This is a genomic window from Cupriavidus sp. 05T313, assembly GCF_056396665.1.
Map to the genome: position 1 here is coordinate 1 of NZ_JBFTLX010000178.1, position 26,289 is coordinate 26,289.

Below are 26,289 nucleotides of genomic sequence, written 5' to 3' on the forward strand. Positions count from 1 at the left end.
GCTAGTGTCCTGCGTCAGATATTCGCAGACAAAATCGCCTGATGCTGGCGAGGATGTCATCGGCGGACTTCGTCCACACGAAAGGCGTGGGGTTGGCGTTGTTCAGGTCGAGATATTTTTGGATGGCTTGCTCAAGTTGTCGAGTTGATCGATGCGTGCCGCGGCGGATGTATTGTTCCGTGATGGCTGCAAACCAGCGTTCCACCTGATTGATCCATGAGGCGGAGGTCGGTGTGAAATGAACATGGAAGCGCGGATGGCGAGCGAACCAAGCCTTGATCGACGGCGTCTTGTGCGTGCCGTAGTTGTCCATGACGAGATGCACGTCGAGGTTCGGTGGCACGTTGGCTTCGATCGTGCGTAGAAACTGCAGGAACTCACTGCTGCGATGTCTGCGATGCAGTTCACCGATAACCTTTCCTGTGGCGATGTCCAGCGCGGCGAACAACGTTGTCGTGCCATGGCGCATGTAGTCGTGTGTGCGTCGCTCGGGGATSCCTGGCGCCAGCGGCAGGATGGGCTGCGTGCGGTCCAGTGCTTGAATCTGGCTCTTCTCGTCAACGCACAACACCATGGCTTTGAGCGGTGGGTCGAGGTACAACCCCACGATATCGCGCACCTTCTCCACGAATAATGGGTCGGTGGAGAGCTTGAAGGTCTCCTGTCGATGTGGCTGCAGTCCAAAGGCACGCCAGATGCGCGTCACGGTCGACGGAGATAGATTCGCCGCGCGAGCCATACTGCGCGTGCTCCAGTGGGTGCCGTTGGCTGGCACGGATTCGAGCGTCTTGGCAATAACCGCGTCCACCTGTGCATCATCGATGGACCTCGGTGTCCCTGGGCGCGGCGCATCGAGCAGTCCATCGAGCCGATGCGCCACGAATCGCGCACGCCATTTCGATACGGTTTGCTGAGTGACACGCTGCTTTGCCGCGACGGCCTTGTTGTCCAAGCCTTCAGCGCTAGCCAGCACAATGCGCGCGCGTAAAGCCAACGCTTGTGCGGTCTTGCGCCGCATCGTCAGCGCTTTGAGTTGCTCACGTTCGACCTCATTCAACACGAGTTCCGCCTTTGGTCTTCCTCTCATCACCGCCTCGCCGTTTGCGTGCCTTCAACGCAGACTACAACGTGGCGTCAATAATGCAAGGAACTTCTGACGCGGGACACTAGTGGTGCTTGTCTTCGCCGATCATGGCCAGCGAATTGAAGGTCCGCACGTTGTAGCGGTGCTGGCGCATCACCAGCAGCATGGTCACGCAGACAAAAATGCCGAACGCGACGATGACGATGCCGATGGGCACATTGAGCTTGATCAGCAATGCGTACAGGCACAGCATCAGCAGCACGGAAACGTTCTCGTTGAAGTTCTGCACGGCAATCGAGTGCCCGGCCGATAGCAGCACGTGCCCGCGGTGCTGCAGCAGCGCGTTCATCGGCACCACGAAGTAGCCGGACATGCCGCCCACCAGCATCAGGAACACGTAGGCGATGGCCATGTACAACGGCATGTGCATGCCGAAGAACTGGAACGTAATGTCGGGCATGCTGTTCTTGGTGTAGAAGGCCATCAGCATCACCACCACGCCCATCGCCACGCCGAAGGGCAGCACCGACAGCGACTTGCGCAGGGGAATGCGCATGGCCGCCATGATCGCGCCGACCGCGACGCCCACTGCCACCACGGCCTGCAGCAGCGCGCCTTGCGAGAGGTTCAGGCTGAGCGACTTCTCTGCCCATTTCAACACGATGAACTGCAGCGTGGCGCCGGCGCCCCAGAACAGCGTGGTCACGGCCAGCGAGATCTGGCCCAGCTTGTCGCGCCACAGCGCGGTAAAGCAGTCGGCGAATTCGGCAATCAGCTTGATCGGGTTCTTTTCCTGCTGCGGGTAACGCGCGCCGGTCTCGGGAATGAACAGGTTGAAGATGGCTGCGATCACGTAGAACAGCATGATCACCACCATCGCAGCCTCGGCCGGCGTATTGATGCCGGTATTGACGCCGGGTACGTCGATGCCCAGCAGAAGTTGCGAGATGTGCACCGAGATCAGCGCGCCACCCACCACGGTGCCGAGGATGATCGAGCCCACGGTCAGGCCTTCGATCCAGCCATTGGCGGCCACCAGCTTTTCGGGGGGGAGCAGTTCGGTGAGGATGCCGTACTTGGCGGGCGAGTAGGCCGCCGCGCCGAATCCGACGATGCCATAGGCCAGCAGCGGGTGCAGCCCGAACATCATGATGGCGCAACCGCCGATCTTGATGGTGTTCGTGATGAACATCACCTTGCCCTTGGGCATGGAGTCCGCGAAGGCGCCCACGAAGGCGGCCAGCACGACGTAGGAGAGCACGAAGAACAACTTGAGCAGCGGGGTCATCCACTGCGGGGAATGCAGTTCGGTGAGAAGGGCGATGGCGGCGATGAGCAGCGCATTGTCGGCCAGCGATGAGAAGAACTGCGCCGCCATGATGGTATAAAAACCCTTCTTCATACTTTGGACTCTATCTCCATCGCTATTACCGTACGTGACTGGCACCAGCGCGCCGCTCGGCGCCGTTGTTGCCTGTAGGGAACCTGGGCCCGCGTCGTTGTCAAAGTGATGCTCGTGCCAACCCCGGGAGTGCCGCGCAGTTTGCCTGACCGTGTTTGACATATTGCATCACTTTTAAAACATGGCCGGAACGTCCGGCTTTATAACACGAAAATAAGGCGATTCCGAGCATCCACGGGCCGCCGGTTGGACAACGCAAGCGCGCCGCGATTCCCTAAATGTTTGCTCTAATGTGTTCAAATAACGTCTGTGCAACGTGCCGCGCGTACCGGGTCTTCCCGGATATGGTGCAACCATCGGGCGGGGGCATTCAGGCCAGACAGCCAGGATCCCTGCCGCGCCACCGCGCCGCAAGCCTCTAGAAGCGATCTCATGCCAAGACCCATTCACGCCGTCATTCACCAACCGGCCCTGGCCAACAACCTGGACGTTGTGCGCCGTTGCGCACCCCAGTCGCGGGTCTGGGCCGTGATCAAGGCCAACGCCTATGGCCACGGCATCCGCCGTGCTTTCGCCGGCCTGCGCGCCGCCGACGGTTTCGGCCTGCTCGACCTGAACGAAGCCGTGCTGTTGCGCGAGCTGGGCTGGCAGGGCCCGATCCTGCTGCTGGAGGGCTTCTTCCAGCCGCAGGATGTGGCCCTGCTGGAGCAGTACCGCCTCACCACCGTGGTGCACTGCGACGAACAACTCCGCATGCTGGAAGTGGCGCGGCCCAAGGGTCCGCTGGCGATCCAGCTCAAGCTCAATACCGGCATGAACCGCCTGGGCTTCCGCCCGGAGCAATACCGGACCGCCTGGGAGCGTGCGCGAACCCTCTCATGCGTGGGCAGTATCGTGCATATGACCCATTTCTCGGACGCCGACAGCGCGCGCGGCATCGCGCACCAGATGGAAGTGTTCGACGCCACCACCGCGAACCTGCCGGGCGAGGCCAGCTTGTCCAACTCCGCCGCCACGCTGTGGCATCCGCAGGCCCACCGCGCCTGGGTCCGGCCAGGGGTGGTGCTGTACGGCGCATCGCCCTCGGGCCAGGCGGCCGATGTGTCCAGCTTCGGCCTGCAGCCGGCCATGTCGCTGCACAGCGAGCTGATCTCGATACAGGACCTCCAGCCGGGCGATACCGTTGGCTACGGTTCGCTGTTCAAGGCCGAGCGGCCGATGCGCATCGGCGTGGTGGCCTGCGGCTATGCCGACGGCTATCCTCGGCATGCGGCGGGCTGGGGCGACAACCCGGCGCCGGTGCTGGTCGACGGCGTGCGCACCCGTCTGGTGGGCCGGGTCTCCATGGATATGATCTGCGTCGACCTGACCCCTTGCCCCAAGGCCAAGGTGGGCAGTCCCGTGACCCTGTGGGGCCAGGGCTTGCCGATCGACGACGTCGCCGCCGCCAGCGGTACCGTGGGCTACGAGCTGATGTGCGCGCTGTCGCTCCGCGTGCCGGTGACTGTGGCGACGCTGACCGCGCCCGAGCAGCCTGCACTGGCCTGAGCGGCCGCGCGGAGCGCTGCCACATCCAGCCCGGCCGGTCCGTTCGCGGGCAGGCCGGGGCGGCTCCGGGCCGCGCATGTGCTCCGCATTGAAGGCGCGGCTCACCCACGTGCGTGTACCCGCCACATCCCCCCATTCCCGAGGACTCCAGTTGGCCAAGCCCAAGAACGTCTACACCTGCACCGAATGCGGCGGCACCTCGCCACGCTGGCAAGGCCAGTGCCCGCAGTGCCAGCAATGGAACACCCTGGTGGAGACCGTGGCGGAAACCGGCTCGGCCAAGCGCTTCCAGCCGCTGGCGGCTTCCGCGATGGTGCAGCGCCTGTCGGAAATCGACGCCGCCGACGTGCCGCGTTTCTCCAGCGGCATCGATGAGTTCGACCGCGTGCTGGGCGGCGGCCTGGTTTCCGGCGGCGTGGTGCTGATCGGCGGCGATCCCGGCATCGGCAAGTCCACCCTGCTGTTGCAGGCGCTGGCCAACCTGGCCGCTGAGCGGCGCGTGCTGTACGTCAGCGGCGAGGAGTCCGGCGCGCAGATTGCGTTGCGCGCGCAGCGCCTCGGCGTTGACAGTCCGCACCTGGCGCTGCTGGCTGAGATCCAGCTGGAAAAGATCCAGGCCACGCTGGAGGCGGAGAAGCCCGAGGTGGCGGTGATCGATTCGATCCAGACCTTGTTCTCGGAGGCGCTGACCTCGGCGCCCGGCTCGGTGGCCCAGGTGCGCGAGTGCGCGGCCCAGCTCACCCGCATCGCCAAGAGCACGGGTACCACCATCATCCTGGTCGGGCACGTGACCAAGGACGGCAGCCTGGCCGGCCCGCGCGTGCTGGAGCATATCGTCGATACCGTTTTGTATTTCGAGGGCGACACGCATTCCTCGCACCGCCTGATCCGCGCCTTCAAGAACCGCTTCGGCGCGGTCAACGAGCTGGGCGTGTTCGCCATGACCGAGCGTGGCCTGCGCGGCGTCAGCAATCCCTCCGCGCTGTTCCTGTCGCAGCACGAGCAGGTGGTGCCCGGCTCCTGCGTGCTGGTGACGCAGGAGGGCACGCGGCCGCTGCTGGTGGAGGTACAGGCGCTGGTGGATACCGCGCACGTGCCGAATCCCCGGCGCCTGGCCGTGGGGCTGGAGCAGAACCGGCTGGCCATGCTGCTGGCGGTGTTGCACCGCCATGCCGGCATTGCCTGCTTCGACCAGGACGTGTTTCTCAACGCCGTGGGCGGGGTCAAGATCTCCGAGCCGGCGGCCGACCTGGCGGTGCTGCTGGCTATCCATTCCTCCATGCGCAACAAGCCGCTGCCGCGCGGGCTGGTGGTCTTCGGCGAAGTCGGCCTGGCCGGCGAGATCCGTCCCAGCCCGCGCGGGCAGGAACGCTTGCGCGAAGCGGCCAAGCTTGGCTTCTCGATGGCGGTGATTCCCAAGGCCAATGCGCCCAAGCAGAAGATCGACGGGCTGGAGGTGATGGCGGTGGAGCGGCTGGAACAGGCAATCGACCGGGTCCGGCACCTGGAGTGAGGGCGCCAGCCCTTTCCCGACCCCCTCCAGTGGCAATTTTGGGTATATTCCGAAGCACTTTTTCAATCGGAGTTCATCCATGCGCATTTTCAACGTCCATCGCCGCCACGGCATGATCGCCGCGATCGGCTGCGGCGCAGCATTGCTGCACGCGGCTGCAGCCGCAGCCGATGGCGCCAGGCCGTTCTTCGACGCGGCGCTGTGCAAGCCGGCCTACACGACCAAGGCCGCCACCGCGCTCTACGAGGCCGCCGAGAAGCTCGCCAAGCCGGATCTGTCCAGGCTGGGCGCGGCCATCTACAAGCTGCCGCTGCCCATCGCGCAGGACGGCTTCGCTAGCGATGAAGTGATATTCGCCGGTACGTCGGTGGGTGTGCTGGTGCAGGGCCAGCAGGCCGAAGCGCTGGCCGCGCGCTACCAGCTCAAGCAAGAGACTTCGACCTTGCTGGGCACCGCCACCAAGGGTTTTGCCCGCGCTCTGCCGGCCGCTCAGCAGCCCCTGCCCAGTCTCGGCACCGTTTCCATCGTGGCGCGCGAAAGCGCCGCGCTGCCGGGCAAGACACTGTTGATTTGCGAGCTCGTCAGCCATCAGGACGCGCAGGCGCTGAAAGCCTACGAGCGCAGCCAGGCCGGGCAGGGCGCGGCCGCGCGCTAAGCCGGGAGATATCGTCAACATGCCCGATCGACAGACTTCCCTGTCAGGCGCGGCCGGTAATGAGCCGGTCGTCCTGGACACTGCCCGCCTGCGCTTGCGCCAGTGGCGCGAGGCGGATTTCGCGCCCTTTGCCGCGCTCAATGCCGATCCGGTGGTGATGGCGTGCTTTCCGGCGCCGCTGGACCGCGCCGCCAGCGACGCCACGGCGTTGCGTTGCCAGTCGCTGATCGCGGCGCGCGGCTGGGGCTTCTGGGCGGTCGAGCGCAAGGAGGATGGTGCCTTTATCGGCTTCGTCGGCCTGCATGAGCCTGCCGCGACGCTGCCGTTCTCCCCCTGCGTGGAAATCGGCTGGCGCCTGGCGCGGGCGCACTGGGGGCAGGGCTATGCCGCGGAGGCGGCGCGGGCAGCGCTGCAATTTGGCTTCGGGCGGCTGGCGCTGGCGGAGATCGTCTCGTTCACCGCGCTGCCCAATGTGCGTTCCCGCGCCGTGATGGAGCGGCTGGGCATGGTGGCGGACGGCACCTTCGAGCACCCTGCGCTCGCGCAAGACAGCCCGCTGCTGTTGCACTGGCTGTACCGCATGTCAGCGCAGCGCTGGCAATCGCTGTCCGGCAACGTCCGCGCACCCTGACGGCGGCGCGCTCGCGGGAGGCTGGCCGCTTACTGTGGCGGTTTCCACCCGCCTTGCGCGAGCCATGCGCCAGCCTGTTTTGCGGGCGCCTGAGCGTGGCCCTGCGCGCCGCGTGGCCTGCGTCAATCCGCCGCAAGCGGCGTCGGGCCCGTCGCGCGGGATTGTGGGGGCGTCTTTCGCAAAATCGGTAATAATGTGCCTCGTATTGCGCGGACGGCAACGCCGTCCGGCGCACCGATGGAGGGCCTCGCGGTGCCTGTCTAGCGCTTCGACGGGTGCCGCCCGGCCATTTTTTTGCTAGTGAGCCATGCAAGCCAATTCCCGTAGTTTCTTTCTGCTGATCGCCGCGATTTCCTTCGGGCTGGTCGGCTATGCCCTCTACCTGCAGCATGTCGAGGGGTACCAGCCGTGCCCGCTGTGCGTGATGCAGCGTTTTGCCTTCGTGGCAATCGGCCTGTTCTCGCTGCTGGCCGCCATCGCGCAGAACACGCGCAGCCTGTGGCAAGGGTTGGGCATGCTGTCCGGTGTGGCTGGCATCGCGGTGGCGGGCTATCACGTGTCGCTGTTGCTGAATCCCAAGGCCAGCTGCGGCATCGATCCGCTGGAGAACTGGGTCAACCGGTTGCCCACGGCCAAGGTCCTGCCGCAGGTGTTCTTCTCGGATGGCATGTGCACCACGCCGCTGCCCCCGATCTTCGGCCTGTCGATCCCGGCGTGGTCGCTGATCTGGCTGTTTATCCTGACCGCCACGCTGGCGGTGGGCATGATCCGGCGCGAGAAAAACTTCCGCTGATCTGCCTGGCGCGGCCGGCTGCTGCCGGCGCGCGCTTCCCGGGGGCTGGCGCCCCCGGCATCCCTCGCAGGCTTACACGATCTGTTCGATCTGCTCCTGCAGTTCGAGCCAGCGCTCCTCCAGCGTGTCCAGCTCGCCGCCGACTTCGCCCTGGCGCTTGAGCATCTCCATCAGCCTGGCCTTGTTGGCTTCCGCATAACTGGTCTCGTCGGCCATGAAGGCGTCGATCTCGGTCTTGGCCTGTTGCAGCACGGCCATGCGCTTCTCCACCTTTTCCAGTTCCTTGGTCAGCGGCTTGCGCAACTGCGTCAGGCGCTGGCGCTCGTCCGCTTCGGCGCGGCGCTGGTCGCGGCGGTTGGCGTTCGATGTGGCCGAGGCATCGCCGTCCGCCGGCGCGTGCGAGGCGCTGGCCGCGTTGCGCTTGGCGGCGGCTTGCTGSAGCAGCCAGTCRCGRTAGTCGTCCAGGTCGCCRTCGAAKGGWYKGATGGTGCCGTCCGCTACCAGGATGAACTGGTCGGTGGTGGCGCGCAGCAGGTGCCGGTCGTGCGAGACCACGATCAGCGTGCCCTCGAACTGCGCCAGCGCCATGGTGAGTGCTTCGCGGGTGTCGAGGTCCAGGTGGTTGGTCGGTTCGTCGAGCAGCAGCAGGTTGGGCTTCTGCCAGACGATCAGCGACAGCGCCAGGCGTGCCTTCTCGCCTCCGGAGAACGGCTCGATCGATGCGGTGGCCATGTCGCCGCGGAAATTGAAGCTGCCGAGGAAGTCGCGCAGCTCCTGCTCGCGCGTGTCCGGCGCGAGCCGCGCCAGGTGCTGCARCGGCGAGTCCTGGTCGCGCAGCGTTTCCAGCTGGTGCTGGGCGAAATAGCCGATCTGCAGCCCCTTGCCCAGGCGCAGCGTGCCGGCCAGCGCTTCCTGCGAGCCGGCCAGCGTCTTCACCAGCGTCGACTTGCCCTGGCCGTTGGCGCCCAGCAGGCCGATGCGCTGGCCGGTCTGGATCGATAGCGTGAGGTTATGCAGGATGGTCACGGGCGGCGCGTCCGGCGCGGGGGCGGGGTAGCCGCAGTCCACGCCTTCCAGCACCATCATCGGGTTGGGCGCCGAATCCGGCTCGCGGAACTCGAAGGCAAAGCCCGCGGCGATATGCACCGGCGCCAGCCGCTCCATCTTCTCCAGCGCCTTGACCCGGCTCTGTGCCTGGCGCGCCTTGCTGGCCTTGGCCTTGAAGCGGGTGATGAAGGACTCGAGGTGGGCGATTTCCTTTTGCTGGCGCGAGTAGGCGGACTGTTGCAAGGCCATCTGCTGCAGGCGCAGCGTCTCGAACTGGCTGTAGTTGCCGCCGTAGCGGCGCAGCTGCTGGTTCTCGATATGCACCGTGACGTTGCAGATCGCATCGAGGAACTCGCGATCGTGGGAAATCATCACCAGCGTGCCGGGATAGCGCGCCAGCCAGTCTTCCAGCCAGACGATGGCATCCAGATCCAGGTGATTGGTGGGTTCGTCTAGCAGCAGCAGGTCGGACGGGCACATCAGCGCCTGCGCCAGGTTCAGCCGCATGCGCCAGCCGCCCGAGAAGGAGGCCACCGGCTGCGACACCTGCGGCAGCGTGAAGCCCAGGCCCAGCAGCAGCGCTTCGGCGCGCGCCGGCGCGGTGTAGCCATCGGCGTCGGCAAACGCCGCGTGGGCGTCGCCCTCCGCGGTGCCGTCGCCGCTGGCCTGGGCCGCGGCGATGCGCGCTTCGATATCGCGCAGCTGGGTGTCGCCGTCGATGACGTATTCCACCGCGCTGCGCATCACGGCCGGGGTTTCCTGCGCCACATGGGCGGTGCGCCACTGCGGCGGGATCGCCACGTCGCCGCCGTCCGCCTGCAACTCGCCGCGCAGCATGGCGAACAAGGTCGACTTGCCGCTGCCGTTGGCGCCGACAAGGCCGACGCGCTCGCCGGGGTTCAGCGTCACGCTGGTGTGGTCGAACAGCACCTTGGTGCCGCGCTGGAGGACTAGCTGGTCGATTCGGATCACGGGAGGGAGAGGCTGGAGAAGGGCGGGTCTGGGCGTTCGGTCAATCCGGCCCCGGCATGGCACGGGGCAACCCGGCATTGTAGCCGCTTCGTATGCCGATACCTCCGGAACGCGCAACGCGCTGCGCCAGCCCTTCATCAATGTGGATTGCGCGCCGCACGGTGCCAGGCCGGCCGATAGCGGTCATAGGTGAAAACCCTTGGGCTGGTAAAACTCTATTTTCATGGCACGCGCTTTGCGTGTAAATTTATTTACATCGATGCGCACCGGATGAAGGCCTGGTTTCCGGCGCGCGCATCTCCAACCAACCAAAGGCGCGCGCCATGTCCAACGGTACCCAAGGCTCTCCCGGCATGACTGCCCCTGACGGTGGCAATGGCGGTAACGGTGGCAATGGCAACGCTTCAATCACGGAGCGTATTGCCCGCGCCCTGCCCACGCTGACGCCGGCGCACCAGCGCATGGCGGAGTACGTGCTGGGCAACCCGTTCCGTGCCGCCACCATGCGTATCGACGAATTCGCCGATGCCGTGGAGGTGTCCGTGGCCACCGCCAATCGCTTCGCGCGTGCGCTGGGATTCGAGGGCTTTCCGCAATTTCGCGCCGAACTGGTGCGCGGTTTCGAAGCCACTCTTGCACCCGTTGAGAAACTACGCACCGAACTGGCGCGTCCGGCCACGGTGGCCGAAGTGTTCGCCGCCTCGCTGGAAGAGGACGTGCGCAACCTGGAAGCCTCGCGCCGCGCGCTTGACGCCGAGACCTGCGAACGCGCGGTGGAGGCCATCCTGGCTGCCGAGCGCATCTTTGTGGTGGGCTTCGGCGCCAGCGGCTTTCTCGCCGGGTTGTTGCAACATGGGCTGGACATGTCCTGCCGCACGGTGATTTCGGTATCCGGTGCCGGTGGCGCGTCCACCGCCGCGCGCCAGTTGTTCAAGCTGCAGCGCAGCGACCTGCTGATCGTGATCGGTTTCCCGCGCTACGTGTACGACACCGTGACCATTGCCCGGCGCGCCCGCTCGCGTGGCGCGCGCATCCTGGCGCTGACCGACGCGCCCACCTCGCCGCTGGCGTCGCTCGCCGATATCGCGCTGTATGCGCATACCGGCCGCCAGCTTTCCGCCAACTCGGACGCCGCGGTGCTTGCCTACATCGAAGCGCTGTGCGGCGCCGTGGCCTACCGCGCCGCGCACGCCGTGAAGGCGGCCGCCGAGATGACCGAGTTCCTGCTGCCGTGGCTGCACGGCGCCCCGCCCGGACAAGGGCGCGACGCGCGCGAGCCGCGCCAGGRCGAGGCTGCCGAAGGCCGCGCCAGGCGTGCCCCGGCACGCCGCAAGAACACTACCCCGAACGCATCGTGAATCCAATGAACACCCCAGTCATCGCCATCCACGGCGGCGCCGGCACCATCACCCGTGCCGCCATGAACCCCGCCAAGGAGGCCGAATACACCGCCGCGCTCAGCGCCGTGCTTGAAGCCGGCCAGCGTGTGCTGGCCGATGGCGGCAGCGCGCTCGACGCCGTGACCGAGGCCGTGCGCCTGCTTGAGGATTGCCCGCTGTTCAATGCGGGCAAGGGCGCCGTGCTGACCCACGCCGGTACCTATGAGCTGGACGCCGCCATCATGGACGGCGCCACGCTGGGCGCCGGCGCCGTGGCCTGTGTCAAGCGGCTGCGCAATCCGGTGCTGGCCGCGCGCGCGGTCATGGAAAAGAGCGAGCATGTGCTGTTCGCCGGCGAGGGCGCAGAGTCATTTGCGCAAGCGCAGGGCCTGGAGCTTGTCACGCCCGGCTACTACTTCACGCAGGCGCRCACCGATCAGTGGGAACGCGCCCGCGCAGCCAGCGGCATGACCCTGCTGGACCACGATGCCGCCACGCTGGCCGCCGAGCCGATCGACCCGGACAACAAGTTCGGCACGGTAGGCGCCGTTGCGTTCGACGCGCAAGGGCGCCTTGCCGCGGCGACCTCAACCGGGGGCGTTACCAACAAGCAGGTGGGCCGGGTGGGCGATACGCCCATCGTCGGCGCCGGCTGCTTTGCTGACGACGTGGCCGCGGTTTCCACCACCGGTACCGGCGAAATGTTCATCCGCACGGTGGCCGCCTACGACGTGGCGGCGCAGATGCGCTACGCCGGCCTGCCGCTGGAGGAAGCCGCGCGCCGGGTGGTGATGGACAAGCTGCCCGCCATCCATGGCCGCGGCGGCCTGATCGCGGTGGACCGCGAAGGCAACGTCACGCTGCCCTTCAATACCGAAGGCATGTACCGCGGTTTCGCCCGGGTGGGCGAAGCGGCCAACGTGTGGATCTACGGGTGAGCGTGCCAGGGCACGGCATCCGCACCGCACCAGGCAAAGCATCAAGCAAAGCATCAACCTAGGCACTAAGGGGGCCCAGTGGCTGCATCCTCTTCCAAGTCGACCATCGTCCTGCCACCGCAACGGGTGGTTTCCGTCAACGATCTCAGCGTGCGTTTCTCCACCTCGGAGCGCACGGTGGACGCGGTGCGCAACCTGTCCTTCCACGTCGATCGCGGCGAAACGCTGGCCGTGGTGGGCGAATCGGGCTCGGGCAAGTCGGTGACCTCCCTCGCGCTGATGCGCCTGGTGGAACACGGCGGCGGCAAGATCGCCAGCGGCAGCATGGCGCTGCGCCGCCGCAATGGCGCGGTGCTCGATCTCGCCACGGCCGACGGCGCCACCATGCGCGGCGTGCGCGGCAGCGACGTGGCGATGATCTTCCAGGAGCCGATGACCTCGCTCAACCCGGTGTTCCCGGTCGGCGAGCAGATTGCCGAATCGATCCGCCTGCACCAGGGCAAGAGCCGCGCCGAGGCGCGCGCCGAAGCGCTGCGCATGCTGGAGATCGTGCGCATTCCCGAAGCGCGCCGCGTGCTGGACCGCTTCCCGCACCAGCTCTCCGGCGGCATGCGCCAGCGCGTGATGATCGCCATGGCGCTGTCGTGCAAGCCGGCGCTGCTGATTGCCGACGAGCCCACCACGGCGCTCGACGTAACCATCCAGGCCGAGATCCTGCAATTGATCCGCAACCTGCAGGCCGAGATGGACATGGCCGTGGTCTTCATCACCCACGACATGGGCGTGGTGGCGGAAGTGGCCGACCGCGTGCTGGTGATGTTCCGCGGTGAGAAGGTGGAGGAGGGCACGTCCGAACAGGTGTTCGGCAAGCCGGCGCATCCGTACACCCGCGCCCTGCTGTCCGCCGTGCCCAAGCTGGGCGCCATGCGTGGCACCGACTGGCCGGCCAAGTTCCCGCTGGTGCAACTGGAAGAGGGCGAGCCGGTGGCGCCGGTGCCGCAGGACACGGTGCCGGCGCACGCCTCGCCCATCCTGCGCGTGCGCGACCTGGTGACCCGCTTCGACGTGCCGGGCGGCCTGCTGGGCCGCGTGGCGCGCCGCGTGCATGCGGTGGAGCGGGTGAGCTTCGACCTCTACCCCGGCGAGACGCTGGCGCTGGTGGGTGAGTCCGGYTGCGGCAAGTCCACCACSGGSCGCTCGCTGCTGCGYCTGGTSGACRSCCAGAGCGGCACSATCGAGTTCRMCGGSCAGRACATCAGCCAGATGCGCGGCGGCGCCCTGCAGACCCTGCGCCGCAATATCCAGTTCATCTTCCAGGACCCGTTCGCCTCGCTCGATCCGCGCGTGCCGGTGGGCTACTCCATCATGGAGCCGCTGCTGGTGCACAAGGTCGCCAGCGGCAAGGAGGCCGAGCAACGGGTGGCGTGGCTGCTGGAGAAGGTCGGCCTGCCTGCGGCGCATGCCTCGCGCTATCCGCATGAGTTCTCGGGCGGCCAGCGCCAGCGCATCTGCATTGCCCGCGCCCTGGCGCTCAACCCGAAGGTGGTGGTGGCCGACGAATCGGTCTCCGCGCTCGATGTCTCCATCCAGGCGCAGATCGTCAACCTGATGCTCGACCTGCAGCGCGAACTGGGCATCGCCTTCCTGTTTATCTCGCACGACATGGCGGTGGTGGAGCGTGTGAGCCACCGCGTGGCGGTGATGTACCTGGGCCAGATCGTCGAGATCGGCCCGCGCCGCGCGATCTTCGAGAACCCGCAGCACCCGTACACCAGGAAGCTGATGTCGGCCGTGCCGATCGCCGATCCGGCGCGCCGCCACCTCAAGCGCGAGCCGCTCTCGGACGAGATGCCCAGCCCGATCCGCGCGCTCGGCGACGAGCCGCTGGTTCAGCCCCTGGTGGCGGTTGGCGGCAATGCCGCTTCCCATCATTTTGTAGCCCGGCACGCCATTGGCGGCGCTTATTGAACCTAAGCATGAACCGAAGAATTTCCCAAGGAGAATCGATGATGTCCCGTTTGGTCCCTTCGAAGCTGATCGCCGGTGGCCTGGCCCTGGCCGCGCTAGGCGCAGGTCCCGCCTTTGCCGCCAAGGATGCCGTGATGGCGGTGTATTCCACCTTCACCACGCTCGACCCGTACGACGCCAACGACACGCTGTCGCAAGCCGCCGCCAAGTCCTTCTACCAGGGCCTGTTCGGCTTCGACAAGGACATGAAGCTGATCAACGTGCTGGCCGAGAGCTATGAAGCCAGCAAGGACGGCCTGACGTACACCATCAAGCTGAAGAAGAACGTCAAGTTCCACGACGGCACCACCTTCGAYGCCRCCGCMGTCAAGGCCAACYTSGACCGCGTSACCRAYCCGGCCAACAAGCTCAAGCGCTACACGCTGTTCAACCGCGTGGCCAAGACCGACGTGGTCGACGCCAACACCGTCAAGGTCACGCTGAAGGAGCCGTTCTCGCCGTTCATCAACGTGCTGGCCCACCCGTCCGCCGTGATGATCTCGCCCGCCGCGCTGCAGAAGTACGGCAAGGACATCGCCTTCCACCCGGTCGGCACCGGCCCGTTCGAGTTCGTCGAGTGGAAGCAGCCCGATCACCTGAAGGGCAAGAAGTTCGCCGGCTTCTGGAAGACCGGCTATCCCAAGATCGACACCATCACCTGGAAGCCGGTGGTGGGCCGAGAAGCTGGGCCCGTGGCCGTATGACCCGGCCAAGGCGCGCGCGCTGCTGRAGGAAGCCGGCTACCCGAACGGCTTCGAGACCACGCTGTGGTCCGCCTACAACCACACCACCGCGCAGAAGGTGATCCAGTTCGTGCAGCAGCAGTTGCAGCAGGTCGGCATCAAGGCGCAGGTGCAGGCGCTCGAAGCCGGCCAGCGCGTGGAGAAGGTGGAGAGCGTGCAGAAGCCGGAAGACGCCGGCGTGCGCATGTACTACGTGGGTTGGTCGTCGTCGACCGGCGAGTCGGACTGGGCGCTGCGCCCGCTGCTGGCTTCCGAGTCGATGCCGCCCAAGCTGCTGAACACCGCCTACTACAAGAACGACCAGGTCGACGCCGACATCGCCGGCGCGCTGCGCACCACCGACCGCGGCGAGAAGGCCCGCCTGTACAAGGATGCGCAGGAACACATCTGGAAGGATGCGCCCTGGGCCTTCCTGGTGACCGAGAAGGTGCTGTTCGCGCGCGCCAAGCGCCTGACCGGCGCCTACGTGATGCCCGACGGTTCGTTCAGCTTCGACGAGATCGATATCAAGCAGTAAGAGTAAGCGTATCGGCACGACGCGTGGCGCGTCCCACAAGCAGGCGCCACGCTCTCAGCCATCGCTTGGCGGTACAGCGCAGTAAGCCGTGCACGGCCGCCTGCCCACAGATGCGGGGGCAGGGCGGGCGGCCCGCGGTCTCTAATCATCCGGTGCTTCATGCTGAACTACTTTCTTAAACGATTCCTGGGCGTGATCCCCACATTGCTGATCGTGGCAGTGCTGGTGTTCCTGTTCGTCCACCTGTTGCCGGGCGATCCCGCCCGGCTCGCGGCCGGCCCCGAGGCTGACCAGACCACGGTGGAACTGGTACGCCGCGATCTCGGCCTGGACAAGCCGCTGCCCGAGCAGTTCGTGAACTTCTTCTCGAACGCGCTGCGCTGGGAGTTCGGCAATTCGCTGCGCACCAAGCGCCCGGTCAGCGAGGAAATCGGCGACCGCTTCAAGCCGACGCTGTACCTGACGCTGGCCTCGATGGTGTGGGCAGTAATCTTCGGCATGGTGATCGGGATCAGTTCGGCGGTCTGGCGCAATCGCTGGCCCGACCGTTTCGGCATGACGCTGGCGGTGTCGGGCATTTCCTTTCCCGCCTTCGCGCTCGGCATGCTGCTGATGGAAGTGTTCTCGGTGCAACTGGGCTGGCTGCCGTCGATCGGCGCCGATACCTGGAAGCACTACATCTTGCCGTCCATCACGCTGGGCGCCGCGGTGGCCGCCGTGATGGCCCGCTTCACCCGCGCCTCCTTCGTCGAAGTGCTGAACGAGGATTTCGTGCGCACCGCGCGGGCCAAGGGCGTGGGCGAGTTCCTGGTGGTGGCCAAGCACTGCCTGCGCAACGCCATGATTCCGGTGGTCACCATGATGGGCCTGCAGTTCGGCTTCCTGCTGGGCGGCTCGATCGTGGTGGAGAAGGTGTTCAACTGGCCTGGCCTCGGACGCCTGCTGGTGGACGCGGTCGAGATGCGCGACTACCCGGTCATCCAGGCCGAGGTGCTGCTGTTCTCGCTCGAGTTCATCCTGATCAACCTGGTGGTCGACGTGTTGTACACCGTCATCAACCCCGCCATTCGTTACAAGTAAGTGAGGCCGGCATGACCCAGCTTTCCACGCCCGCCAACGGCGACACCGCCATCCCGGCCGCAGCCGCCACGCAAGAAGCCGTGCGTACGCCCTGGACCGAGTTCTGGCGCAAATTCCGCAAGCAGCACCTGGCGCTCGGCGCCGGCGTGTTCGTGCTGCTGCTGGTGGCGGTGGCGGTCCTCGCGCCGCACCTGGTGCCTTACGACCCGGAGAATTTCTTCGACTATGACGCGCTCAATGCCGGCCCCTCCGCCGCGCATTGGTTCGGCGTCGATTCGCTCGGACGCGATATTTTCAGCCGCATCCTGGCCGGCGCCCGCATCTCGCTGGCGGCCGGCTTCTTCTCGGTCATCATCGGCGCCATCGTCGGTACCGTGCTGGGTTTGCTGGCCGGTTACTACGAGGGTTGGTGGGACCGCATCGTGATGCGCATCTCCGACGTCCTGTTCGCTTTCCCCGGCATCCTGCTGGCGATCGGCATCGTCGCCATCCTCGGCAACGGCATGACCAACGTGATCTTCGCGGTGGCGGTGTTCAGCATCCCGGCCTTTGCCCGCCTGGTGCGCGGCAATACGCTGATGCTCAAGCGCCTGACCTATGTGGAAGCCGCGCGCAGCATCGGCGCGTCCGACTTCACCATCCTGATGCGGCACATCCTGCCGGGCACCATCTCGTCCATCGTGGTGTATTTCTCGATGCGTATCGGCACCTCGATCATCACCGCGGCCAGCCTGTCTTTCCTCGGGCTCGGCGCGCAGCCGCCCACGCCGGAGTGGGGCGCGATGCTCAACGAAGCCCGCGCCGACATGGTGACCGCGCCGCACGTGGCGATCTTCCCCAGCCTTGCCATTTTCCTGACCGTGCTGGCGTTCAACCTGCTGGGCGACGGGCTGCGCGACGCGCTGGATCCGAAGATCGACCGGCGCTAAGGAACGCACGCAGATGTCCGCATGCATGCCGCATATCGGCGCGTTGCCAGCCGGCGCGCGCAACAGCATCACCGACGTGCCGGGGGTGACGGTGGGCCAATGCACGCTGGCCGACGGCGCCTGCCAGACCGGCGTGACGGTGGTGCTGCCGCATAGCGGCAACTTGTTTACCGACAAGGTGCCGGCCGCCGCGACCGTGCTCAATGGCTTCGGCAAGAGCGTGGGCCTGGTGCAGGTGGAAGAGCTCGGCGTGCTGGAGACGCCCATCGCGCTGAGCAACACCTTTGCCGTGGGCGCGCTGTCGCAGGCGCAGATCCGGCAGGCGATCGCGGCCAACCCGGAGATCGGCCGCGCCTGGCCCACGGTCAACCCGCTGGTGTTCGAGTGCAACGACGGCTACCTGAACGACATACAGGCCATGGCTGTGCAGGAGGCGCACTATGCGCAGGCTTGCGCCGCGGCCAGCGTGGATTTCGCGCAGGGCGCTGTCGGGGCAGGGCGTGGCATGTCGTCGTTCGGGCTGAAAGGCGGCATCGGCTCCGCGTCCCGCCAGGTGGGCGAATACCATGTGGGCGTGCTGGTGCAGGCGAACTTCGGCACCTTGCCCAATTTCACCGTGGCCGGCGCGCGCCTTGGCGGCGTGCTGGCCGAACGGCTCCAGGCGCATACGCAAGCGCCGGCGGAGTCCGGGCCGGAGAAGGGCTCGATCATCATGATCCTGGCCACCGACGCGCCGCTCGACGCCCGCCAGTTGCGCCGCCTTTCGCTACGCGCGGGCGCGGGCCTGGCGCGTACCGGCTCGGTATTCGGCCACGGCTCGGGCGACATCGCGCTCGCTTTTTCCACCGCCTACACCGTGCCCCAGCAAGCCGGCACGCCCATGCCGGCGCTGGCCATGCTGCATGAAACCGGGCTCGACGCGCTGTTCCATGCCGCCGCCGACAGCGTCGAGCAGGCCATCCTGCATGCGCTGTGGCAGGCGGAAACCGTGCATGGCCGTGATGGACACCAGYGTGTCGCGTTGCGCGAACTGATGCCCGGGCTGCCGCAATGGCYGCAGCGCGCGGCACCGACGAACTGAATCTCCACAAGCTATGAAGATCCTGATTTCCACCGACATCGAAGGCGTAGCCGGGGTTTTCCATCCCGAGCAGACGCGTGCCGGCAACGGCGAGTACGAACGCGCCCGCGCCTGGATGACGGCAGAGGCCAATGCCGCCGTCCAGGGCGCCTTCGCGGGCGGYGCGAGCGATGTGCTGGTCAACGATTCGCACGGTGGCTTTCGCAACCTGCTCCCCGACCAGCTCGACCCGCGCGCGCGGCTGGTGTTGGGCAAGCCGCGCTACCTGGGCATGATGGCCGGCGTGCAGGACTGCGACGGCGTCTTCATGATCGGCTACCACGGCCGCGCGCAGAGCCGCGGCATCCTGGCGCACACCATCAACAGCGGCGCGTTCGCCCGTATCTGGCTCAACGGGCAGGAACTGGGCGAGGCCGGCCTGTACGGCGCGCTGGCGGGCGAATTCGGCGTGCCGGTGCTGATGGCCAGCGGCGACGATGTCTTCGTGGATGAAACCCGCCCGCTGATGCCGTGGGTGCGCTATGTGCAGACCAAGGAAGCCGGCGGCAACGGCAGCGGCACCACGCTGTCGCCTGCCGCCTCGCGCGAGGCCATCGCGGCGGCCGCCGAACTGGCGGTGCGCAATGCGGACGGGCGCCCCCTGAAGATCGAAGGCCCGATCCGTTGCCGCCTGCAGACCCAGAGCCCGGCGTTCGCCGACCTGTTTTGCCAGTGGCCAACGCTGGAGCGCATGGACGGTGTCACGCTGGTGTTCGAGGCTGCCTCGGTGCAGGCGGCCGTGCGCATGCTGAACTGCCTGTCGGCGATGTCGTTCATGCTGAAGTAGGGCATTGGCCAGCCTGCATGGCCGGCGCTGGCGCGATGGTGGACAATAGCGGGTGGCGCGCCGCGGGTGGCGGGCCGTTCGCAGCATCCCGCAGCATCGCGTAGCATCCACCACGCAGCGCGCCGGCCCGGACCGGCAAGCGCGGGCAACCGCAGGCACACGCAGATTCATGATCGCAGTCAACGACGGGAGCTGGACGCCCGTATGCAAGGATTTCGTCGAACCCGGCACGCGCTGCCGGCAGCATGTCGGCCGTGGCCGGCATCACGGCTTCGGCAACGGGCAGGCCTATATCCTGCGTGACGCGCAGGGCCACGAGCACCCCTTCGGCGAAGCCTGCGCGCGTGCCGTGCTGGCCGAACCGGGCTTGCTCGACCTGGTTCCCGACTACACGGAGCGGGATGCAGGCCAGCCCGTGCCCGAGCCCACTGCCGCGGACAACGAGGAATTCGAGGCGCCTACCCCCGCCGTGGTGCGCGCGCGGGCCGTTGCCGGCGGCGGACGTGGCGGCAAGGCTGGCGATGCCGCGCTGCGTCGCGCGGCCGCCATCCGCTACCTGGTCCTGCGCATGGAGAAGGTGGCCGSYGTSCCMCGCGTRCAGCCSACSGTGCGSTTYCCGGCGCTGGAAGAGGTCTACCAGGCCTATCTGCAAAGCGGCGAACTGCCGGATGCCCAGGTCAGGCGCATCCTCGCCATCGAGCGCAGCGCGGCCACTCCACCCAAGCTCAAGAGCATCAACCTGCTCGATGTCTACACCGCCCACGTCAAGCTGGAGCGCGTGATCAGGGAATCCAACCGGCTGGAACAGCGCAGGTTCCTGCGCAGCATCCATGACTGGCTGGCGCGGCACTTGGTGCTGTCCGCCGCACAGATCGCTGCCGCGGGCATCCAGATGCATCCACATGCGTTTCGCTCCCTGTTGCTTCGCGAGGCCCCGCAGGCGGATCCCGACGACGCTAAAGGCATTAAGGATGCCAAGGGTGTCAAGAGTGTCAGGGGCGCCAGGGGCGCCAAGGGCTAGCTGGCCGGCTTCGGGTGGCTTCGGATGGCATTGGCAGGCAAGTTGGCGTTTAATAGCGGCACCCTCACTCCTCGCCAAGCGCGAAATCTGCTGTCATGTCCCTGCACACCAGCTTTTCCCGCAGCTATGCCGAAGCCAGGCAGAAATTCCGCGATGCTGCCCATGCCGCCGGCGCCACGCTGACCGATTTTCCCCATCCCACCAAGCGCGGCAGTGCCGGCGAGGAACTCGCCATGGATGTGGCCTGGGTCGGCGACGCCGAGGCCAGGCGCTTCCTGATGGTGACTTCGGGCATGCATGGCGTGGAGGGTTTCTGCGGTTCAGGGGCGCAGGTCGCCATGCTGGGCGACGCCGCGTTGCTGCAGGCGTGCGCCGATGCCGGCGTGGCGCTGCTGATGGTGCATGCGGTCAATCCCTACGGCTTCTCGCATATGCGGCGCGTCAATGAGGACAATGTCGACCTCAACCGCAATTTCATGGATTTCACCAGGCCGTTGCCGGAGAACGCGCCATACGCCGAAGTGGCGCCCATGCTGTTGCCCGAGCAGTGGCCGCCTTCCGAGGCCGCCCAGGCGGCGCTGATGAAGACCGTGGCCGAGAAGGGCTTGTCCTGGTACCAGGCGGCGGTGAGCGCCGGCCAGTATCAGGCGCCCGAAGGGCTGTTCTTCGGCGGCAACAAGGCAACGTGGAGCAACTACACGCTGCGCCGCATCCTGGCGCGCTTCGGTGCCGGGCGCGAAGCCTTGCGCTGGATCGACCTGCATACCGGTCTGGGGCCTTGGGGCTACGGCGAGCCTATCTATATGGGTCCGGACCGCGAAGAGGAAATCGGCGAGGCGCGCGCCATCTGGGGCAGCAATGTCACTTCGATCTACGACGGCTCGTCGGCATCGGCCAATCTCAACGGCATGGCCTGGATGGCCGCGCCGGAGACGTTGCCGACGCTGGCGTACAACGGCATCGCACTTGAGTTCGGCACCTTGCCTGTCACCGAGGTCCTGGAGGCATTACGTGGCGATCATTGGCTGCACCTGCATCCGGAGGCGGACGAAGGCCAGCGGAACCTGATCCGGCAGGCGATGTGGCATGCCTTCTACGGGGATACCGATGACTGGCGCGAGAGCGTCGTGGAGCAGGTCAGGGAGGCCGTGCTGAAGGGATTGGCGGGGTGGTGAGGGGGTGGCCGCGGAACCGCCTTGCCATACGGCGCGGCGGCTGCCGGTCGCTGATCCCTGCCAAGGACTCTTTCGGCGAGCCTGTAGGAATCCGAAAAAGGCCAGACGTAACGCCGGTTACCGGGGCAGTTGAACCTGCGCGATCTTGCGCTCATATAGTTGCCCGTATCGGCCACGTAAAGGTTGCCGCCGGTGTCCACCGCTATGCCAGGCGGGCTCCTGAACGATGCGGCCGGCCCGGCGCCATCGGCTCGGCCTCCGGTGCCGGAGCCGAGCCAGGGTGGTGACCACGTCAGCGGGAGTGATCCAGCGGATCGTGTGGTCACGCGTGCGATGCGGTCACTGTGGCGCGCGGACTGGCGTGATCTTGCGGACCATGTTGTTGTTCGCATCGCTCACATAGACGCTGCCGCCAGCGTCGACCGCGACGGCGGTCGGGTTCCTGAACGACGCGGCGGAGCCGGTGCCATCGGCCTGGCCCGAGGTGGGGGATCCGGCCAGGGTGGTGACCACGCCGGCGGGCGAGATCCTGCGGATTGCGCTGTTGAACGTATCGGCCACGTAGACGTGGCCGATGGCGTCAACCGCGATGCCGTAAGGACCGTTGAACGACGCGGCGGAGCCGGTGCCGTCGGCGAAGCCCGAGGCGGTGGAGCCGGCCAGGGTGGTGACGGCGCCAGCGGGCGAGACTTTGCGGATCATATGGTTGCCCATATCGGCCACGTAAAGGTTGCCGCCCGCGTCCACCGCCACGGCAGCCGGATTTTTGAACGACGCGGCGGAGCCGGTGCCGTCGGCGTGGCCTGATGCGGCGGAGCCGGCCAGGGTGGTGACCACGCCAGCGGGCGAGATCCTGCGGATCATGTGGTTGCCTGAATCGGCCAAATAGAGGTTGCCAGCGGCATCCACCGCCAGGCCGGCCGGGGTGTGGAACGACGCGGCGGAGCCGGTGCCGTCGGCGTAGCCTGACGCGCCGGAACCGGCCAGGGTGGTGACCACGCCCGCGGGCGAGATCTTGCGGACCACGTTGCCTACCGTCTCGGCCACGTACACGTTGCCATTGCCGTCCACTGCCATGCCGACCGGGGTGTTGAACGACGCGGCGGAGCCGGTGCCGTCGGCGCTGCCTGTGGCGCCGGAGCCGGCCAGGGTGGTGACCACGCCCGCGGGCGAGATCTTGCGGATCATGTTGTTGCTTCTATCGGCCACATAGAGGTAGCCGCTGGCGTCCACCGCCGCGCCGAACGGGAAGTCGAACGACGCGGCGGAGCCGACGCCGTTGGCCGAGCCTGGGGTGGTGGTGCCCGCCACGGTGGTGACTTGCGCCAGCGCCTGCGGGCAGGCGATGGCCACGTTGGTCACATTGGCCGTGGCCGTGCCGCTGCCATTGCCGACGGCGCAGAAATGCCACAGCGGCTGGGTGCCCAGCGTCACCGCATAGCTGGCGTTAAAGGCGATCGGCGTGGCAAAGGTAAAGGGGCCGCTGGCTTTCACCATCAGCGCATCGCTGCCATTGTCGAGCAGCGTGATCGGGGTCCCGTCGGCCAGGCCGGAGACGCTGCCGCCGATGGAGTAGGTCGGTTGCGGCGTGGGAGCGGGACTAGTCGGACCAGTGGAAGACGGGCTGGCGGTTGTGGAGGAACCATCCCCGCCGCAGCCGGCCAGCAGGGCAAGCGTCAACATCAGGCAGGACGGGAGCGCCAGTTTGCTGTATGCGGGAGAAAGGGCTTGCTGGTGTCGCGGGACTTCGGGGTTGGTCTCGCAACGGGTGCGATGGGCTTTATGACGCATGGCGGATAGGAATCAGGTGTCGATAACGACAGCGATCCTATCCAAATGCATCACAGCAAAACTGACAAAAACTGACACCGCCCCACCATGTCAGGCTGGTTGTCGCCTCCGCCGGCTTGATCAGTCAAAACCGCGCGGAGCCGTCGAAAACGGCAGCGCCGCTGGTGCCGGGAAGAAAAAGACCGCAGGAATCCGCGGCCGTGTCTTGAGCAAGCCTTCAACCAGGCAGCGCTTCATAGGTCAGCAGGAACACCTGCTCCTCGCCGGCGCTGACCGGCAGCCAGACGATCTCCAGGTCGGGGAATGCCGCTTCCACGTTGGCATGCTCGTTGCCAATCTCCACCACCAGCGCCCCGCCGGGGTTCAGGTGCGCCTTGGCGCCGGCGATGATGCGGCGGACCACGTCCATGCCGTCGTCGCCACCAGCCAGCGCGATGCGCGGCTCGGCCTGGTATTCGGCCGGCAGCGCTTGCATGGAGGTTTCGTTGACGTAGGGCGGGTTGGTGAGAATCACATCGTATTTGGCGCCCGCGGGCAGCGGTGCGTACAGGTCGCCCTCATACAGGCTGATGCGGTCTTCCATCTTGTAGTCCGCCACATTGCGGCGAGCCACAGCCAGCGCGTCCGGCGAGATGTCGACCGCATCGATGCGGGCCTTCGGCCAGACATGCGCGGCGATGATGGGCAGGCAGCCGGAACCGGTGCACAGTTCCAGCACAGGGCCAATTTCGGCGCTGTCGCCCACCCAGGGTTCCAGTCCTTCCTGCAGCAGTTCACCAATGAAGCTGCGCGGCACGATCACGCGCGCATCCACGTAGAAGCGCAGGCCATGCATGAAGGCCTCGTTGGTAATGTAGGCCGCGGGCACGCGTTCGGTGACGCGGCGCTCGATGACGTTCAGCACGGCCTCGACTTCCTCGGGCAGCAGGCGCGCGTCGAGGAAGGGGTCGAGCGTGTCCAGCGGCAGGTGCAGCGTGTGCAGGACCAGGTAGGCGGCTTCGTCGTAGGCGTTGGCGCTGCCGTGGCCAAAAGACAGCTTGGCTTGGGTGAAGCGCGAGACCGCCAGGCGCAGCAGGTCGCGCACAGTGCGCAGGGGGGAGGGTGTGGCCATGGGTTCTTTCTTGTATCCGGGTGTTCGGGCAATAACGTGATCAGGCGGTCAGGCGATCAGACGTTCCAGCACGCCGCGGTAGATGTTCTTCAGGGGTTCGATAAAGCGCACTTCCACGTGCTCGTCGATCTTGTGGATGCTTGCATTGGGTGGCCCGAACTCGATCACCTGCGGGCAGATCTTGGCGATAAAGCGGCCATCCGAGGTGCCGCCGGTGGTGGACAGTTCGGTCTTGACGCCCGTTTCCGCCGCGATGGCACCGGCCAGCGCATCGGAGAGATCGCCGCGCGCGGTCAGGAAGGGCTCGCCACCCAGGGTCCAGGCCAGGTCGTATTCGAGCTGGTGGCGGTCCAGGATCGCATGCACGCGCGCCTTCAGGCCCTCGGGCGTGCTGGCGGTGGAAAAGCGGAAGTTGAAGTCGATGGTGACGTGGCCGGGAATCACGTTGGTGGCGCCGGTGCCAGCGTGGATATTCGACATCTGCCAGGTGGTCGGCGGGAAGTACTCATTGCCCTCGTCCCAGCGCTCGCCGACCAGTTCGGCCAGCGCGGGCGCGGCCAGATGGATGGGGTTCTTCGCCAGGTGCGGGTAGGCGATATGGCCTTGCACGCCCTTCACGGTGAGCTTGCCCGAGAGCGAGCCGCGGCGGCCGTTCTTGACCATGTCGCCGAGCGTGTCGACCGAGGTGGGCTCGCCGATCACGCAGTAATCAAGCCGCTCGCCGCGCGCCTTCAGCGCTTCGACCACCTTGACGGTGCCGTCGTGCGCGGGGCCTTCCTCGTCGCTGGTGATCAGGAACGCGATGGAGCCGGCGTGATCCGGATGCGCCTTGACGAATTCTTCCACGGCCACTACGAAGCCCGCGATCGAGGTCTTCATGTCGGCGGCGCCGCGGCCGTACAGCTTGCCGTCGCGGTGGGAGGGCAGGAAGGGGTCCGAGCCCCATTGCTCCAGCGGGCCGGTGGGCACCACGTCGGTGTGGCCGGCGAAGGCCAGCAGCTTGCCGTCCTGCCCGCGCGTGCCGCGCTTGACGGCCCACAGGTTGGTCACGCGGAAATCGTCCGGGCCGCTGACGATGGCTTCGCAGGCAAAGCCGAGCGCCTTCAGGCGTGTCTCCAGCACGGCCTGGCAGCCTTCATCGGCGGGCGTGACGGAGCGGCGGCGGATCAGGTCTTCGGTGAGGGCGAGTGTGGGGTTCATGGTGGCAGCGAGGAGGCACGTGGCGCCGGAATCCGGCGGGGTGCATTGTTCGAATCTTGCATCCTGGCAGCGCGCATGTCCTGGCGCTGCCATCGGGCTTAAAAGAGGCTTGCGTAATTATCCGGCGAAAACCCCACGCTGACGCTGCCCTTGTGGGCCAGCACAGGACGCTTGATCAGCGAAGGGCTTTGCTGCATCAGCGCAATCGCGCCGGCTTCCTGCTCGGCGCGGGCCTTGTCGGCGTCCGACAGCGCGCGCCAGGTCGTGCCCTTGCGGTTGAGCAGGCTCGCCAGCGGCACATGCGCGAGCCAGCCCCGCAGCATGGCTTCGTCCACGCCTTGCTTCTTGAAGTCGTGGAAGGTGTAGTCCACGCCGTTGGCTTCGAGCCAGGTGCGGGCTTTCTTGACGGTATCGCAGTTGGGAATGCCGTATAGCAGGACAGTCATGGCGAATTCGGGGCCAGCCGGGGCTAGCGCAGCAAGAGGTTGAGGGCGACCACCAGGCCGGCGAGGCCCAGCGCGAAACCGGCCATGGCCACCGCGGTCATCAGGCGCAGCCGGYGGTCCAGCCGCGCGGCCTCGCGGCGCAGGGCCTCGATGGTGATGGCGTGTTGCTCGGCCAGCAGCTTGACGGCCTCGGCCTGCTGCATGGCGGCGTTTTCCAGGTCGGCGATGCGGGCGGCCGCATCGCGCGAGTCCGGGCCGGGCATGTCGGTGCYGCCATCCTTGCGCTTGCCTTTCTTGAGCTTCTCGATGGTCTTGTTGGCCTGTTCGAGGATCGTGGGCAACAGCGAAAGAACGGTGGTGACGGTGGTCGGGTCCAGGGCCATGAGTCGCTTGCGAAGGG

General features: G+C 66.6%; 23 protein-coding genes and 1 pseudogene. 15 read left to right on the forward strand and 9 right to left on the reverse strand.

The features are described from left to right. Position 1: 1 nt before the first annotated feature. Entirely contained in the window at positions 2-1,087 is a 1,086-nt protein-coding gene (locus AC1DKD_RS29345; RefSeq protein WP_441637754.1) for an IS630 family transposase, read from the reverse strand. Between the two features lie 79 nt (positions 1,088-1,166). Next, a complete protein-coding gene (lplT, locus tag AC1DKD_RS29350; protein ID WP_477102498.1) occupies positions 1,167-2,486 on the reverse strand; it encodes a lysophospholipid transporter LplT in 1,320 nt (439 codons plus the stop codon). A gap of 432 nt (positions 2,487-2,918) precedes the next feature. Between lplT and alr the strand changes: the two genes are divergently transcribed. The 5 genes from alr to AC1DKD_RS29375 all read left to right on the forward strand — a co-directional run bounded on the left by alr (position 2,919) and on the right by AC1DKD_RS29375 (position 7,626). Beyond that, entirely contained in the window at positions 2,919-4,034 is a 1,116-nt protein-coding gene (gene alr / locus AC1DKD_RS29355; RefSeq protein ID WP_441633390.1) for an alanine racemase, read from the forward strand. Positions 4,035-4,185: 151 nt separating this feature from the next. Further along, positions 4,186-5,547: a DNA repair protein RadA gene (gene radA, locus AC1DKD_RS29360; protein ID WP_035864940.1), complete on the forward strand. Its 1,362-nt coding sequence runs from the start codon at positions 4,186-4,188 to the stop codon at positions 5,545-5,547. 79 nt (positions 5,548-5,626) lie between these two features. Then, complete coding sequence (locus AC1DKD_RS29365; protein WP_441633394.1) at positions 5,627-6,202, forward strand: hypothetical protein; 576 nt, start codon at positions 5,627-5,629, stop codon at positions 6,200-6,202. A 19-nt stretch (positions 6,203-6,221) separates the two neighbouring features. Then, a complete protein-coding gene (locus AC1DKD_RS29370) occupies positions 6,222-6,833 on the forward strand; it encodes a GNAT family N-acetyltransferase (RefSeq protein ID WP_441633396.1) in 612 nt (203 codons plus the stop codon). A 307-nt stretch (positions 6,834-7,140) separates the two neighbouring features. Then, the gene (locus tag AC1DKD_RS29375; RefSeq protein WP_441633398.1) at positions 7,141-7,626 is read left to right on the forward strand and encodes a disulfide bond formation protein B; all 486 of its coding nucleotides are present in this window, start codon (positions 7,141-7,143) and stop codon (positions 7,624-7,626) included. A gap of 72 nt (positions 7,627-7,698) precedes the next feature. Here AC1DKD_RS29375 and AC1DKD_RS29380 read toward each other — a convergent pair whose 3' ends face one another. Further along, positions 7,699-9,645 (reverse strand): ATP-binding cassette domain-containing protein, encoded by a 1,947-nt coding sequence (locus AC1DKD_RS29380; protein ID WP_477144024.1) that lies wholly within the window; start codon positions 9,643-9,645, stop codon positions 7,699-7,701. A gap of 353 nt (positions 9,646-9,998) precedes the next feature. On the opposite strand from AC1DKD_RS29380, the gene AC1DKD_RS29385 reads away from it, so the two are divergent. The 10 genes and pseudogenes from AC1DKD_RS29385 (at position 9,999) to AC1DKD_RS29430 (ending at position 21,341) form a co-directional block, all read left to right on the forward strand. Further along, complete coding sequence (locus AC1DKD_RS29385) at positions 9,999-11,003, forward strand: MurR/RpiR family transcriptional regulator (protein WP_477144030.1); 1,005 nt, start codon at positions 9,999-10,001, stop codon at positions 11,001-11,003. Positions 11,004-11,008: 5 nt separating this feature from the next. Beyond that, the gene (locus AC1DKD_RS29390) at positions 11,009-11,962 is read left to right on the forward strand and encodes an isoaspartyl peptidase/L-asparaginase family protein (protein WP_477144025.1); all 954 of its coding nucleotides are present in this window, start codon (positions 11,009-11,011) and stop codon (positions 11,960-11,962) included. Between the two features lie 78 nt (positions 11,963-12,040). After that, entirely contained in the window at positions 12,041-13,930 is a 1,890-nt protein-coding gene (locus AC1DKD_RS29395) for a dipeptide ABC transporter ATP-binding protein (RefSeq protein WP_477144026.1), read from the forward strand. Positions 13,931-13,968: 38 nt separating this feature from the next. Then, positions 13,969-15,229 (forward strand): annotated as a pseudogene (locus AC1DKD_RS29400) (ABC transporter substrate-binding protein). A 159-nt stretch (positions 15,230-15,388) separates the two neighbouring features. Continuing rightward, positions 15,389-16,309 (forward strand): glutathione ABC transporter permease GsiC, encoded by a 921-nt coding sequence (gsiC, locus tag AC1DKD_RS29405; protein WP_441633405.1) that lies wholly within the window; start codon positions 15,389-15,391, stop codon positions 16,307-16,309. An 11-nt stretch (positions 16,310-16,320) separates the two neighbouring features. Next, complete coding sequence (gsiD, locus tag AC1DKD_RS29410) at positions 16,321-17,238, forward strand: glutathione ABC transporter permease GsiD (protein WP_441633407.1); 918 nt, start codon at positions 16,321-16,323, stop codon at positions 17,236-17,238. Positions 17,239-17,251: 13 nt separating this feature from the next. Beyond that, the gene (locus tag AC1DKD_RS29415; protein WP_477144027.1) at positions 17,252-18,319 is read left to right on the forward strand and encodes a DmpA family aminopeptidase; all 1,068 of its coding nucleotides are present in this window, start codon (positions 17,252-17,254) and stop codon (positions 18,317-18,319) included. A 13-nt stretch (positions 18,320-18,332) separates the two neighbouring features. Then, positions 18,333-19,145: a M55 family metallopeptidase gene (locus AC1DKD_RS29420; protein WP_441633411.1), complete on the forward strand. Its 813-nt coding sequence runs from the start codon at positions 18,333-18,335 to the stop codon at positions 19,143-19,145. A gap of 169 nt (positions 19,146-19,314) precedes the next feature. Next, a complete protein-coding gene (locus tag AC1DKD_RS29425) occupies positions 19,315-20,166 on the forward strand; it encodes a hypothetical protein (RefSeq protein ID WP_477144028.1) in 852 nt (283 codons plus the stop codon). A gap of 95 nt (positions 20,167-20,261) precedes the next feature. Then, positions 20,262-21,341, forward strand: coding sequence for a M14 family metallopeptidase (locus AC1DKD_RS29430; RefSeq protein WP_441633415.1), 1,080 nt, complete (start codon positions 20,262-20,264; stop codon positions 21,339-21,341). Here the strand turns inward: AC1DKD_RS29430 and AC1DKD_RS29435 are convergent. The 6 genes from AC1DKD_RS29435 to AC1DKD_RS29460 form a co-directional block, all read right to left on the reverse strand. Next, entirely contained in the window at positions 21,260-21,733 is a 474-nt protein-coding gene (locus tag AC1DKD_RS29435) for a hypothetical protein (RefSeq protein ID WP_441633417.1), read from the reverse strand. The two genes, AC1DKD_RS29430 and AC1DKD_RS29435, sit on opposite strands and share 82 nt — an antisense overlap. Next, positions 21,681-23,024: an NHL repeat-containing protein gene (locus tag AC1DKD_RS29440; protein WP_441633419.1), complete on the reverse strand. Its 1,344-nt coding sequence runs from the start codon at positions 23,022-23,024 to the stop codon at positions 21,681-21,683. The genes AC1DKD_RS29435 and AC1DKD_RS29440 overlap by 53 nt, the downstream gene beginning before the upstream one ends. A gap of 325 nt (positions 23,025-23,349) precedes the next feature. After that, entirely contained in the window at positions 23,350-24,243 is an 894-nt protein-coding gene (gene prmB, locus AC1DKD_RS29445; RefSeq protein WP_441633421.1) for a 50S ribosomal protein L3 N(5)-glutamine methyltransferase, read from the reverse strand. A 48-nt stretch (positions 24,244-24,291) separates the two neighbouring features. Then, entirely contained in the window at positions 24,292-25,443 is a 1,152-nt protein-coding gene (dapE, locus tag AC1DKD_RS29450) for a succinyl-diaminopimelate desuccinylase (protein WP_045241502.1), read from the reverse strand. 98 nt (positions 25,444-25,541) lie between these two features. Next, positions 25,542-25,889: an ArsC family reductase gene (locus AC1DKD_RS29455; protein WP_441633423.1), complete on the reverse strand. Its 348-nt coding sequence runs from the start codon at positions 25,887-25,889 to the stop codon at positions 25,542-25,544. A gap of 23 nt (positions 25,890-25,912) precedes the next feature. Then, a partial coding sequence (locus AC1DKD_RS29460; RefSeq protein ID WP_477144029.1) for a hypothetical protein occupies positions 25,913-26,289 on the reverse strand: 377 nt, incomplete at its 5' end.

Bases quoted from the DNA above. Each gene is read 5' to 3' on its own strand.
- AC1DKD_RS29370 (WP_441633396.1), top strand. From the start codon at position 6,222: ATGCCCGATCGACAGACTTCCCTGTCAGGCGCGGCCGGTAATGAGCCG.
- prmB (WP_441633421.1), bottom strand. From the start codon at position 24,243: ATGGCCACACCCTCCCCCCTGCGCACTGTGCGCGACCTGCTGCGCCTG.
- AC1DKD_RS29440 (WP_441633419.1), bottom strand. From the start codon at position 23,024: ATGTTGACGCTTGCCCTGCTGGCCGGCTGCGGCGGGGATGGTTCCTCC.
- gsiC (WP_441633405.1), top strand. From the start codon at position 15,389: ATGCTGAACTACTTTCTTAAACGATTCCTGGGCGTGATCCCCACATTG.
- alr (WP_441633390.1), top strand. From the start codon at position 2,919: ATGCCAAGACCCATTCACGCCGTCATTCACCAACCGGCCCTGGCCAAC.
- AC1DKD_RS29455 (WP_441633423.1), bottom strand. From the start codon at position 25,889: ATGACTGTCCTGCTATACGGCATTCCCAACTGCGATACCGTCAAGAAA.
- AC1DKD_RS29365 (WP_441633394.1), top strand. From the start codon at position 5,627: ATGCGCATTTTCAACGTCCATCGCCGCCACGGCATGATCGCCGCGATC.
- gsiD (WP_441633407.1), top strand. From the start codon at position 16,321: ATGACCCAGCTTTCCACGCCCGCCAACGGCGACACCGCCATCCCGGCC.
- AC1DKD_RS29430 (WP_441633415.1), top strand. From the start codon at position 20,262: ATGTCCCTGCACACCAGCTTTTCCCGCAGCTATGCCGAAGCCAGGCAG.
- dapE (WP_045241502.1), bottom strand. From the start codon at position 25,443: ATGAACCCCACACTCGCCCTCACCGAAGACCTGATCCGCCGCCGCTCC.
- AC1DKD_RS29435 (WP_441633417.1), bottom strand. From the start codon at position 21,733: ATGCGAACAACAACATGGTCCGCAAGATCACGCCAGTCCGCGCGCCAC.
- AC1DKD_RS29375 (WP_441633398.1), top strand. From the start codon at position 7,141: ATGCAAGCCAATTCCCGTAGTTTCTTTCTGCTGATCGCCGCGATTTCC.
- lplT (WP_477102498.1), bottom strand. From the start codon at position 2,486: ATGAAGAAGGGTTTTTATACCATCATGGCGGCGCAGTTCTTCTCATCG.